General features: G+C 62.6%; 9 protein-coding genes and 2 pseudogenes. 5 read left to right on the forward strand and 6 right to left on the reverse strand.

Annotated elements, in window-relative coordinates; translation table 11 throughout:
* Nucleotides 1-74 precede the first annotated feature (74 nt).
* The 4 genes and pseudogenes from AC0T4W_RS18840 to rpmE all read right to left on the reverse strand — a co-directional run bounded on the left by AC0T4W_RS18840 (nt 75) and on the right by rpmE (nt 2,722).
* Nucleotides 75-1,343, reverse strand: coding sequence for a malic enzyme-like NAD(P)-binding protein (locus AC0T4W_RS18840; protein WP_476321588.1), 1,269 nt, complete (start codon nt 1,341-1,343; stop codon nt 75-77).
* Nucleotides 1,344-1,557: 214 nt separating this feature from the next.
* Nucleotides 1,558-1,683: pseudogene (locus AC0T4W_RS18845) on the reverse strand (hypothetical protein); the annotation flags it as partial.
* Nucleotides 1,680-2,480, reverse strand: a complete 801-nt coding sequence (locus AC0T4W_RS18850; RefSeq protein WP_476321590.1) for a thermonuclease family protein — start codon at nt 2,478-2,480, stop codon at nt 1,680-1,682. The gene AC0T4W_RS18850 and the pseudogene AC0T4W_RS18845, both read right to left, overlap by 4 nt.
* A gap of 26 nt (nt 2,481-2,506) precedes the next feature.
* On the reverse strand, nt 2,507-2,722 hold the full coding sequence (gene rpmE, locus AC0T4W_RS18855) for a 50S ribosomal protein L31 (protein ID WP_296216777.1): 216 nt from the start codon (nt 2,720-2,722) through the stop codon (nt 2,507-2,509).
* A gap of 155 nt (nt 2,723-2,877) precedes the next feature.
* Here rpmE and AC0T4W_RS18860 point away from each other — a divergent pair, with 155 nt between their 5' ends.
* The 4 genes from AC0T4W_RS18860 to AC0T4W_RS18875 all read left to right on the forward strand — a co-directional run bounded on the left by AC0T4W_RS18860 (nt 2,878) and on the right by AC0T4W_RS18875 (nt 9,328).
* Nucleotides 2,878-5,097: a primosomal protein N' gene (locus AC0T4W_RS18860; RefSeq protein WP_476321593.1), complete on the forward strand. Its 2,220-nt coding sequence runs from the start codon at nt 2,878-2,880 to the stop codon at nt 5,095-5,097.
* Nucleotides 5,098-5,267: 170 nt separating this feature from the next.
* The gene (gene dbpA / locus AC0T4W_RS18865) at nt 5,268-6,647 is read left to right on the forward strand and encodes an ATP-dependent RNA helicase DbpA (RefSeq protein WP_476321595.1); all 1,380 of its coding nucleotides are present in this window, start codon (nt 5,268-5,270) and stop codon (nt 6,645-6,647) included.
* A 60-nt stretch (nt 6,648-6,707) separates the two neighbouring features.
* Nucleotides 6,708-7,943, forward strand: a complete 1,236-nt coding sequence (locus AC0T4W_RS18870; RefSeq protein WP_476321597.1) for a diguanylate cyclase domain-containing protein — start codon at nt 6,708-6,710, stop codon at nt 7,941-7,943.
* 194 nt (nt 7,944-8,137) lie between these two features.
* Nucleotides 8,138-9,328, forward strand: a complete 1,191-nt coding sequence (locus AC0T4W_RS18875; RefSeq protein ID WP_476321599.1) for a BaiN/RdsA family NAD(P)/FAD-dependent oxidoreductase — start codon at nt 8,138-8,140, stop codon at nt 9,326-9,328.
* A gap of 4 nt (nt 9,329-9,332) precedes the next feature.
* On the opposite strand, the gene AC0T4W_RS18880 is transcribed toward AC0T4W_RS18875, so the two are convergent.
* Nucleotides 9,333-9,809, reverse strand: a complete 477-nt coding sequence (locus AC0T4W_RS18880) for a substrate-binding periplasmic protein (protein ID WP_476323858.1) — start codon at nt 9,807-9,809, stop codon at nt 9,333-9,335.
* A 62-nt stretch (nt 9,810-9,871) separates the two neighbouring features.
* Nucleotides 9,872-10,108, reverse strand: a pseudogene (locus AC0T4W_RS18885) (ABC transporter substrate-binding protein); the annotation flags it as partial.
* A gap of 171 nt (nt 10,109-10,279) precedes the next feature.
* Between AC0T4W_RS18885 and yccS the strand changes: the two are divergent.
* Complete coding sequence (gene yccS, locus AC0T4W_RS18890; protein ID WP_476321601.1) at nt 10,280-12,451, forward strand: YccS family putative transporter; 2,172 nt, start codon at nt 10,280-10,282, stop codon at nt 12,449-12,451.
* Nucleotides 12,452-12,491 lie beyond the last annotated feature (40 nt).

A 12,491-nucleotide genomic window follows, 5' to 3' on the forward strand; every position in this document is an offset into this window, starting at 1 on the left:
AGCCTGAAAAGCGCAAAATTGCGCCAATAAAAAACCCGCCGAAGCGGGTTTTTTATTGCTCTTGAGCTGAACGCTTAGCCGTTGAACACGTCGTTTACCGACTGCAGCGGGTAGTGCTTCGGATAGGGCAGAGTCGCCACACCGCTTTCAATCGCAGCTTTGGCCACGGCATCGCAGACCACAGTGATCAGACGTGGGTCCATCGGCTTTGGAATGATGTATTCGCGGCCGAACGACAGGGCGATGCCACCGTAGGCGTCACAGACTTCCTGCGGCACCGGCAGCTTGGCCAGGTCACGCAGGGCCAGGGCTGCAGCGATCTTCATTTCTTCGTTGATGCGGGTCGCGCGAACGTCCAAGGCACCACGGAAGATAAAGGGGAAGCCCAATACGTTGTTGACCTGGTTCGGGTAATCGGAGCGACCAGTGGCCATGATCACGTCATTACGCACTTCATGGGCCAGTTCCGGTTTGATTTCCGGGTCCGGGTTGGAGCAGGCGAACACAATTGGGCTCGGCGCCATACGCTTGAGGTCTTCCGGCGCCAGTAGGTTGGCACCCGACAGGCCGACGAATACGTCAGCACCGTCCAGCGCGTCAGCCAGGGTGCGCTTGTCGGTTTCGCTGGCGAATACCGCCTTGTACTGGTTCAGGTCGTCGCGGCCAGCGTGGATCACGCCTTTGCGGTCGATCATGAAGATGTTCTCGACCTTGGCACCCATGCTCACCAGCAGCTTCATGCAGGAAATGGCGGCAGCACCAGCGCCCAGGCAGACGATCTTGGCTTGCGGCAGGCTCTTGCCGGCGATTTCCAGGGCGTTGAGCATGCCGGCTGCAGTGACAATAGCGGTGCCGTGCTGGTCATCGTGGAACACTGGAATGTCGCACTGTTCGATCAGCGTGCGTTCGATTTCAAAGCACTCAGGGGCTTTGATGTCTTCCAGATTGATGCCACCAAACGTGATGGAAATACGACGTACGGTGTCGATAAAGGCCTGCGGGCTCTCAGACTCGACTTCGATGTCGAATACATCGATACCGGCAAAGCGCTTGAACAGCACGCCTTTACCTTCCATTACCGGCTTGGACGCCAGCGGGCCCAGGTCGCCAAGCCCCAGAATCGCGGTGCCGTCAGAAATGACTGCCACCAGGTTGCCTTTGCCGGTATAGCGGTACGCCAGCTCCGGATCACGCGCGATTTCGCGCACAGGCTCAGCGACGCCCGGACTGTAGGCCAGGGACAGATCGCGTGCGGTTGCGGTGGGCTTGGTTAGCTCGACACTCAGCTTACCCGGACGGGGGTGGGCATGATATTCGAGAGCGGCTGTTTTCAAATCAGACATGTTGGCATTTCCGCTTTGGGCTGTTGAACAGGCAGGCGGCCGAGGATACGCAAGTTGTATACAGCTGCACAAGACTGGCAAGTCCGTATGCGCACGCAGGCCCTATCGCACGACTTTCAGCCAGTCGCCAGCACATGGCTGACCTGACGAGTAGAGGTTATTCAGCAGCCCTTGCAGAGACGGGAGAAAGGCCTCGCGATTGACTTCCTACTGGCCGGAGGCCGAGATCGAGTTCCTGCTGTTCGCTCATCATCACGAAGTTGCTACGACCGGCGGCCGGATTAACTGCGCAACCCGCTAATTGCAGCAGGAGGAGTAACGTCAGTACGCGCAGGATCATGGCAACACCTCTAACATGGCCTTGTCGGTCAACGGCAGCATCCAGCGCGCCTGCCCCGCGCGCAAACCGCCACGTTTGGCGCGGTCAATCACCCAGCCACGAGCCTCGACCTTGCGCCCTGCAAGCCCTTGGACAGCACGCAGATCAAAGTTGCCCAACGCCCGGGGCGCGATATGCAGCACCAGCGAATCGCCCATTTCCAGCCACAACCCGCCGCCATTACGCTCGACACGCTGGACCTGCCCCTGAACCAGGACAAAACCGCCGCTTTTCAATTGCTTGGGCGCCTGCACCGGCGAACGCTGCCAGAGCCCGGCACGCGCCTGCCGGGCTCTACGCTCGGCAGCCTGCTGACACTGCACCAACGCCAGATTAGGCGCCACAGCCACCAGATAGCCTAGGCCCTCAGCGAGCAACTGCGCCTCAAGATTACGCCCACGGCTATCATAGGCGTGCGCCAGGGTACGGCCGTAGTGATCTTTGGCCTGTTGGCCGAGCTGCAGCGAGATACGCCCATCACTGCTTGTCACCAGAGCCTGCAAGCGTTTGCGTGCGGCTTCAGCGAAGGGTTCGGCAGAGCGACCCTGGCGACCCAGCTCCGGGCTGTTTAGACCGATCAAACGCACGCTGCGCCCATCGACCAGGCGCAGGGTGTCGCCATCCACCACGCGCTGCACCTTGACGCTGGGCACGTTGCCCGGCGCCGGGCAGAACGCCAGGGCGGCGCCTGCATAAACGCCGAAAACGAAAAAGGCGCCCACAAGGGACGCCTTTTTCAGTAGGGCGATGCAACCCATGGGGGTCTGCGTCGCTGCGCGCAAGCTTACTGCTTGGCGCCGAACATGCCGAAACGCTGCTTGAAGCGATCAACACGGCCGCCGGTATCCAGCATTTTTTGCTTGCCGGTGTAGAACGGGTGGCACTCGTTGCACACGTCCAGGCTCAGCGCTTTGCCCAGGGTGGAGCGAGTTTCGATCACGTTGCCACAGCTGCAAGTGGCGGTGATGGCTACATAGTTCGGGTGGATATCGGCTTTCATGGTGATTCCTCAGGGCTGTCGTGCCGCCACCAAACACTATTGTCAGGTACCGCACGGAATTAGGCCGGCGATAATACCAGAGCACCGCAGCGACGCAAGGCCGGCCGTCGACTGGCTGCATGCTAAGATCGCGGCCTCGCCACTGGAGCCTTTGCGTGCCCGACGTGATTCTGCGCCTCGCCCTGCCCTCGCCACTGCGACGCCTGTTCGACTACCGTGCCCCGCCCGGTGTGCCGCGCAGCGCCTTGCAGCCAGGTGCGCGGCTGCGTGTGCCCTTTGGTCGACGCGAGATGATCGGCATACTTATCGAGGTGACCGAGCACAGCGAAATCTCCGCAGACAAACTCAAGCCCGCCCTGCAACTGCTCGACGCCCAATCGCCGCTACCGCCCGCGCTGTTCAAGCTGTGCCTGTGGACCGCGCAGTATTACCAGCACAGCCTCGGCGACACCCTGAGCTGGGCGCTGCCGGTGCTGCTGCGCCAGGGCGAACCGGCGGAAGTTCGCCAGCAGCGCTTCTGGTCGGTCACGCAGGGCGCGCAGCTTGATGATCCACGCCTGAGCCGCGCCCCTCGCCAGCGTGACGCGCTAAGAACCCTGGCCCAGCATCCCCACGGCGTCGCTCATCCACTACTAAGCAAGCTGCAGCTAAATAAGGACAGCCTCGACCTGCTGCTGGAAAAGGGCCTGGTTAAGGTCGACGTGCGCCGCCATGCACCGAGCGAGCGCCACGCCAACTGGCTGGCGCAACCGGAACTGCCGCTGAACGCCGAACAGCGCACAGCCAGCGAAGCAATCCGTTCGGGTTTCGGCAGCTTCAACGCCTTTCTCCTGGCCGGGGTCACCGGCAGCGGCAAGACCGAGGTCTACCTGCAGCTGATCCGCGAAACCCTGGAGGCCGGCAAGCAGGCCCTGGTGCTGATTCCGGAGATCAACCTTGGCCCGCAGACCCTGGCGCGCTTCGAGCAGCGCTTCAACGCGCGCATCGCCCTGCTGCATTCGGCGGTGAATGATCGCGAGCGCCTGGATGCCTGGTTGGCGGCGCGCGATGGCGAGGCCGACATCATCATTGGCACCCGCTCGGCGCTGTTCACCCCGATGCAGCGACCGGGGCTGATCATCATCGATGAAGAACACGACGCCTCCTATAAGCAGCAGGAAGGCCTGCGTTATCACGCGCGCGATCTGGCAGTGGTGCGCGCCCACCAGGAAAACATCCCGATCGTCCTGGGCTCGGCCACACCCTCGCTGGAAAGCCTGCACAACGCCCACAGCGGCCGTTACGCGCTGCTGCACCTGCGTGAGCGCGCCGGCGGCGCCAAGCAGCCGCGCTTTCTGCGCCTGGATGTAAAAAGCCGGCCGCTGGATTCCGGCATCTCCGGGCCGATGCAGCAGGCCATCGGCCAGACCCTGCAGGCCGGCCAGCAGGTGCTGGTATTCCTCAACCGCCGTGGCTTTGCCCCAACCCTGCTGTGTCACGACTGCGGCTGGCTGTCGGAATGCCCGCGTTGCGATGCGCGGATGACCGTGCACCAACGCTCGCGTGAACTGCGCTGCCACCATTGCGGCCACGTCGAGCGCCAACCGAGCAATTGCCCGAAGTGCAACAACGTCGACCTGCGCCCGGTCGGTGCCGGCACCGAGCGCGCCGAAGAACGCCTGGAGATTCTCTTCCCCGGCGTGCCGGTCTTGCGCGTCGACCGCGACAGCACCTCGCGCAAGGAGGCCATGACCACCCTGTTCAACACCGTGCAGCGCGGTGAGCCGTGCATCCTGGTCGGCACCCAGATGCTCGCAAAAGGTCACCACTTCCCGCGCGTCACCCTGGTGGCGATTCTCGATGCCGACGGCGGCCTGTTTTCGGCGGACTTCCGCGCCAGCGAGCGCATGGCCCAGCTGATCGTCCAGGTGGCCGGCCGTGCCGGCCGCGCCGAAGAGCCGGGCCGGGTGATTATCCAGAGCCACCTGGCCGACCATCCGTTACTGGTGCAGCTGACCGAACAGGGCTACTTCGCCTTCGCCGAACAGGCCCTCAGCGAACGGCGCGGTGCCGGCCTACCGCCGTTCTGCCACCTCGCCCTGCTGCGTGCCGAGGCGCATAAGCCGGGGCAGGCAGAAAGCTTTCTCGACGACGCCTGTACGGAAGCAGAGTTGCTCCTGGGCGAGCTAAAACTCAGTGGCATCGAGCTGCTCGGCCCGGTACCCGCACCGATGGAGCGCCGCGCCGGCCGTTATCGCGCTCAGCTACTGGTGCAGGCCAACGCCCGCGCACAGCTGCACCGCCTGCTCAACACCTGGATGCACGCGCTGGAACAGATGCCCAGCGGCCGCGCCGTGCGTTGGTCGTTGGATGTCGACCCGATCGATCTGTTCTAGCCTATGTGGGAGCCAGCTTGCTGGCGATCAGCGGATCAAGGCATCGCCAGCAAGCTGGCTCTTACATTAAAACCGCACATTCCAGTTCAGGTGGACCGGCCGACCGTTAGAGCTAAGCCGCCCCAGCTAGCTGTTACACTGCACGCCATTTCGTTTAGCAGGCCTGTACCGTGACCAACACCGCTTTCGCTTCTCTGCCGCTTTCTCCCGCCATGCTGGCGAACCTCGAGTCCCTCGGTTACAGCGAGATGACCCCGATCCAGGCGCAGAGCCTGCCGGTAATGCTCAAGGGCATGGACCTGATTGCCCAAGCCAAGACCGGCAGCGGCAAGACCGCCGCCTTCGGCATCGGCCTGCTCAACCCGCTCAATCCGCGTTTCTTCGGCTGTCAGGCGCTGGTGATCTGCCCGACCCGCGAGTTGGCCGACCAAGTCGCCAAAGAGCTGCGCCGCCTGGCACGCTCGGCGGACAACATCAAAATTCTTACCCTGTGCGGTGGTGTGCCATTCGGCCCGCAGATCGGCTCGCTGGAACACGGCGCGCAGATCATCGTCGGTACGCCGGGGCGCATCCAGCAGCACCTAAGCAAGGGCACGCTGAAGCTCGACGGCCTGAATACCCTGGTGCTCGATGAAGCCGACCGCATGCTCGACATGGGTTTCTACGACAGCATCGCCGACATCATCGGCCAGACCCCAACACGCCGGCAGACCCTGCTGTTCTCCGCCACCTATCCGACTGGCATCAAGCAACTCTCGGCGACCTTTATGCGCGACCCGCAGCAGGTCAAGGCCGAGTCCATGCACGACGACAGCCAGATCGAGCAGCGCTTTTACGAAATCGCCCCGGAAGAACGCATGGAAGCAGTGGTCAAGCTGCTCAACTGCTACCGCCCGCAATCCTGCGTGGCCTTCTGCTTTACCAAGCAGCAGTGCCAGGAAGTGGTCGACCATCTCACCGCCAAGGGCATCTCAGCCGCTGCACTGAATGGTGATCTGGAGCAACGCGACCGTGATCAAGTGCTGGCAATGTTTGCCAATCGCAGCTTGTCGGTGCTGGTGGCTACCGATGTAGCCGCACGCGGTCTGGATATCGATGCACTGGACATGGTGATCAACGTCGAACTGGCGCGTGACTCGGAAATTCACATTCACCGCGTCGGTCGTACTGGTCGCGCTGGCGAAAAGGGTCTGGCCATGAGCCTGGTTGCCCCCGCCGAAGGCCATCGCGCCCAGGCCATCGAAACTCTGCAGCGAGCGCCGCTCAACTGGCATCCGCTGAGCAGCCTGAAGCACCAGGGCGGCGCGCCGCTGCAGCCGCCGATGATCACCCTGTGCATCGGCGCGGGGCGTAAAGACAAACTGCGCCCCGGCGATATTCTTGGCGCCCTGACTGGCGAAGCGGGCATCCCCGGCGCGCAGGTCGGCAAAATCGCCATCTTCGACTTCCAGGCCTATGTCGCTGTTGAACGTGTCGTGGCCATGCAAGCGCTCAAGTGTTTGAGTGAAGGCAAAATCAAGGGCCGCACACTGCGCATTCGCACCCTATAGTTGCCATATGAGCTAAACAGACGGCCGCAGTGATGCAGCTAGCGACAGAGGAGCCTCCCCTTGCGCAATATTCTGGTGATCGAAGACAGCCCACTGGTGCTGAAGATTCTCGAACATCTGTTTCGCAAGGAGGCGAGCTTTCAGCCGATCTTCTGCGCCTCCATGGGCGAAGCCCAGGTGATGCTGGAAACTTCCGCTGAGCTGTTCTTCGCCGCCATCGTCGACCTCAACCTGCCGGACGCCCCGGACGGTGAGATCGTCGACGTGGTGATGGGCTATCACCTGCCCTGCATCGTGCTCAGCGGCACCTACAACGAGCAGCGCCGCGACCAGATGCTGCTCAAGGGCGTGGTCGATTATGTGCTCAAGGAAAGCCAACACTCCTATGAGTACGCCTTCCGCTTGCTGCACCGCCTGGAAAGCAACAGCGAGGTGAAGATCCTCATCACTGAAGATTCCGACGCCACCCGCCACTATATTCGCCACGTGCTGACCCCGCATCGTTACCAGATTCTCGAAGCCTGCGACGGCGACGAAGCCCTGCGCATCCTCAAGGAGCAACCGGATATCGACCTGCTGGTGGTCGACCACAGCATGCCGGGGCTCAGCGGTTTTGAGCTGGTAAAACTGCTGCGGCAAAAAATGAAACGCCACGAGCTGATCATTCTCGGCCTGTCCGCCGACACCAAGGGCTCGCTCAGCGCCAAATTTATCAAGCACGGCGCCGACGACTTTCTGCGCAAACCCTTCTGCCCGGAAGAACTCAACTGCCGGGTAATGTCGACCCTGGAACGCCGCGACCTGTTGCGCGCGCTCAAGCAGGCCGCGCAGTTCGATGCCCTCACCGGGCTGAACAATCGCCGCGCGTTCTACGAGCACGGCCAGCAACTGTTCCAGCAAGCGCGCTCGGGCGGCCGCGACCTTAGCGTGGCGATGCTCGACCTGGACTTTTTCAAACGGATCAACGACGAACACGGCCACGCCAGCGGCGACGCAGCGCTGATCGGTTTCGCCCGAGCATTTTCCGCTACATTCCCAGACGCCCTGCTCGGCCGCCTGGGCGGGGAAGAGTTCGCCATGGTCAGCCAGCAGGATGCCGCAACCCTGAGCGACGCTCTCGACCAACTGCGCAACCACTGCGCCAGCCTCAAATACGCCATCGGCGCACCGCCGCTGTGCTTCAGCGCCGGCATCTACCATGGCGCCCCGGACGATTTGGAAAGCCTGCTGCATCAGGCCGACCTACGCCTGTATCAGGCCAAGAACCAGGGCCGCGGGCGTAATTGCTGGCAGTAGCCAGGGTCTGTTGACGCTTCATTCGTGGCCGCGCCGGAACCGTTTTTACCCGCCCCCAGAGCACCTGGGCATAGCTGGTGGTGTAACCGGCGCAGGTCAAAGCGGTGGTCACCAGGCCGGAGGACACCCCGTTGACCATAGGCTAAGATGCGCGCTGTTTTGCGCCAGCCTTGGCGCTGTCGCAGGTTGAGGAAATGGCTGTGCTTACACCCCAGGTCGTGATTATCGGCGCCGGTGCCGCCGGGCTTATGTGCGCGCTGACCGCTGCCGCGCGCGGGCGTCAGGTGCTGTTGCTGGATCACGCCAACAAAGCGGGCAAGAAGATCCTGATGTCCGGCGGCGGGCGCTGTAATTTCACCAATATGTATTGCGAGCCGAGCAATTTTCTCTCGGGAAACCCGCACTTCTGCAAGTCAGCACTGGCGCGCTACACCCAGTGGGACTTTATCGGCCTGGTGGCTAAGCATGGCGTGCCCTATCACGAGAAAAAACTCGGCCAGCTGTTCTGCGATAACAAGGCCAGCGACATCCTCGGCCTGCTGCTCAGCGAGTGCGATGAAGCCGGCGTCGACCTGCGCCTGGACACTTCGGTCAGCGAGATCAGCAAACGGGACAGCAGCTACCAGCTGCAGACCAGTGCCGGCACGGTGCGCTGCGAGTCGCTGGTGATCGCCACTGGCGGGCTGTCGATTCCAACCCTCGGCGCAACCGGTTTCGGCTATCAGGTGGCCAAGCAGTTTGGCCACGAGTTGCTGCCGACCCGCGCCGGCCTGGTGCCGTTCACCATCACCGAGCCGCAGCTTAAAGAGCTGTGCAACGAGTTATCCGGCACTTCGGTGGAAGACTGCCTAGTGAGCTGCAATGGGCAGAGCTTCAAGGAAAATATCCTGTTTACCCACCGTGGCCTCAGCGGCCCGGCGATTCTGCAGATATCCTCATTCTGGCAACCTGGGGATGCCATCAGCATCAACCTGCTGCCGCATATCGACCTGCCCGAGTGGCTGGAACAGCAGCAACGCGAACGCCCCAACAGCGAGCTGAAAACCCTACTTGCCGAGCTGTTTACCAAGAAGATGGCTGGGCTACTGGCGGACAACTGGTTCGCCTCCAAACCGATGAAGCAGTACACCCACGCCGAACTCAAGGCGATTGCCGAGCAGCTCGGCGACTGGCAGCTAGTGCCAGCCGGCACCGAGGGCTACCGCACCGCCGAGGTCACTCTAGGCGGCGTCGACACACGCGAGGTGTCGTCGAAAACCATGGAGTCACTGAAATCACCAGGGCTGTATTTTGTCGGTGAAGTGCTGGATGTCACCGGCCATCTGGGCGGCTTCAACTTCCAGTGGGCCTGGGCTTCGGGCTACGCGGCGGCCCAATACGTCTGAAGGTTCAAGGCGCGGGCGATGATTCAAGTGGCGGTAACGGCTCACCCGGTAGCCACTTCTGGTGGATCGCGGCAAAACTGCCATCGCTCTTCATCGTGTCGAGTTCGCGTTGCCAGCGGCTGATCAGGGCGTCATCGGTCTGCGGGGAAAAAGCGATATAGCTGTCGCTGTGCATAAAGTTGAACAACAACTGCACTTCATCGCCCTGGATATCGCCCTGCGCCAATAACGCATTGAGGCTGAGGTTATCCAGCACCATCAGTTTGACTCGCCCGCGCTTGAGCATGTTCACCACCTGCGCAGGCCCGGTAACCGGGGTGAGGTTGCTGAAACCCTCTGCCAGCAGGCGCTGGTGGCTATACCAGTCACGCGGCACGGCAATTTCGCCGTACTCGCGGGCTTCTTCAATACGGCTGATCGATAAAAAGGAACGGCGCAGCGCGTAGAAGCTGGTGACGTTGCGAGTAATCGGCCCACCCACTTGAACAGTTGCTCGCGCTCACGGGTGCGCATGGTCACAAACAGGCCGATGTTGGGTCGAGTCAAGGCCTCCTGATAACCCCGCGCCCAGGGCACCACGCTAATCGGCGCGTTCTGCCCGGTGCGCTGCATAATGGCCTGCACCACCTCAGTGGCCAGCCCGGTAGGCTTGCCGTTCTCACTGAAGTTGATCGGCGGGTACTCTTCGGTGTATAGCCGCAGCGGCTGGGCCTGCAGGCTTACACATAGCAGGCTGACCAGCAGCAACGCGAGCAATCCACGCACACAGGTGTACAACACGGCAGATGCCTCGCGAATGAGCGGATAGTTTCAGCGTAGCCTGGCCCCGGTGATTCACATCACACAACTGGTCGGCACCACATTTTAATCTGCTGGAGCGCCGCTTGCTGCTGCCAAGTCAACACAGACTCCGTTAGGCTGCTACCTGTTAAGGTTGATCAAGGTCGGGCCATGCCGTCCACTGCGCTGCGCCACTCGCTTCGTCGCCTCTGGGCCCAGGACAAATTCAGCTACAGCTTGCGGGTGTTTATCGCCTTGAGCGGGGCCTTGCTGCTGTGCTGGTCGCAGGGCTGGATGCATGCGCTGATCCCGTTGTTTCTCGGGGTCATCGCCAGCGCCCTGGCCGAGACCGACGACAGCTGGCAGGGCCGCCTGGTCGCACTGCTGGTGACCCTTGGCTGCTTCAGCGTGGCGGCCTATGCAGTGGAATTCCTCTTTCCCTACCCCTGGCTGTTCGTCTGCGCCCTGGCGCTGTCGAGCTTTGCCCTGACCATGCTCGGCGCACTCGGCGAGCGTTACGCCACCCTCGGTGCTGCCACGCTAATTCTCGCGGTGTACAGCATGATCGGCGTGGAACAACGCGGCGGCGCCGCCGGCCTCTGGCAGGAGCCGCTACTGCTGGTAACGGGCGCGGCCTGGTACGGCCTGCTGTCGGTGCTGTGGAATGCGCTGTTCGCCAACCAGCCGGTGCAGCACAGCCTGGCGCGGTTGTTTCGTGAGCTGGGCCAATACCTCAACCTCAAGGCCGCGCTGTTCGAACCACTGCGCCAGCTTGATGTGGAAGAACGCCGCCTGGCCCTGGCCAAGCAGAATGGCCGGGTGGTGGCGGCGCTGAATGCGGCCAAGGAAATCATCCTGCACCGGGTCGGCAACGGCCGGCCGGGGCCGAAGGTCAGCCGCTACCTGAAGCTGTACTTCCTCGCCCAGGACATTCACGAACGCGCCAGCTCCTCGCACTACCCTTACAACGAGCTGGCCGAGGCGTTCTTCCACAGCGATGTGCTGTTCCGCTGCCAGCGCCTGCTGCGCCTGCATGGTGAGGGTTGCCAGCGCCTGGCCCAGGCAATCGAGCTGCGCCAGCCGTTCGAGTACCGCGCGCTGTGCCGCCAGGCGCTGGACGACCTGCACGACTCCCTCGAACACCTTCGCGTGCAGAGCAACCCGGCCTGGCGACACTTGCTGCGCTCGCTCGGCGCACTGGCCGGCAACCTGCGCAGCCTGGATGCACTGCTGGGCAACGCCAGCAACCCCGACGCCATGGCTGAACAGCAGGACAGCAGCCTGCTCGACCGCGAGCCACAATCACTCAAGGATGTCTGGGAACGCCTGCGCCTACAGCTGACGCCTACCTCGCTGCTGTTTCGCCACGCCCTGCGTCTGTCCATCGCCCTGGCCGCTGGTTACGGCATGCTGCACTGGATTCACCCTACCCAGGGTTACTGGATTCTGCTGACCACATTATTCGTCTGCCAGCCGAACTACGGCGCAACCCGGCTCAAGCTGGTGCAGCGCATCAGCGGCACGGTGCTCGGCCTACTGCTGGGCTGGGCGCTGTTCGACCTGTTCCCCAACCCACTGGTGCAAGCGCTGTTCGCGGTGGTCGCCGGGGTGGTGTTCTTTGCCCTGCGCAGCAGCCGCTACACCCTGGCCACCACCGCCATCACCCTGCTGGTACTGTTCTGCTTCAACCAGGTCGGCGATGGTTATGGGCTGTTTATCCCGCGCCTGGTCGACACCCTGCTCGGCAGCCTGATCGCCGGCCTGGCCGTGCTGCTAATACTGCCGGACTGGCAGGGCCGCCGCCTGAACCGCCTGCTCGCCAGCACCCTGAGTTGCAACAGCCGCTACCTGCAGCAGATCATCGCCCAGTACGCCAGCGGTAAGCGCGACGACCTTACCTACCGTCTGGCTAGGCGCAATGCGCACAACGCCGACGCTACGCTATCGACCACCCTGGGCAATATGCTGATGGAGCCGGGGCACTTTCGTAAGGAGGCGGATATCGGCTTTCGCTTTTTGGTGCTGTCGCACACCCTCTTGAGCTACCTCTCCGGCCTCGGCGCGCACCGTGGCGAAACCCGCCTGGAAGGCAGCGACAACCCGCTGTTGACCAGCGCCAGCCAGCTGGCGGCCAGCCTGGAGGAAATTGCCAGCTGCCTGAACGAGGAGCGCCCGGTTGCCATCCACAGTGACGCCGAAGAGCAGCTGGCTGCGGAGCTGGAGCAGCTCAGCGACGACCTCGACGATGCACAACGCCTGCTGCAAACCCAGCTGGCGCTGATCTGCCGCCAGCTGGGGTCGCTGCGCACCTTGGCCGCACATCTGCTCAAACCACGCAGCTAAACTGCCTGGCGCTTTTCCGCTACCCTGCACGCCTGCCCAG

Source organism: Pseudomonas sp. C7.1, from assembly GCF_056312395.1.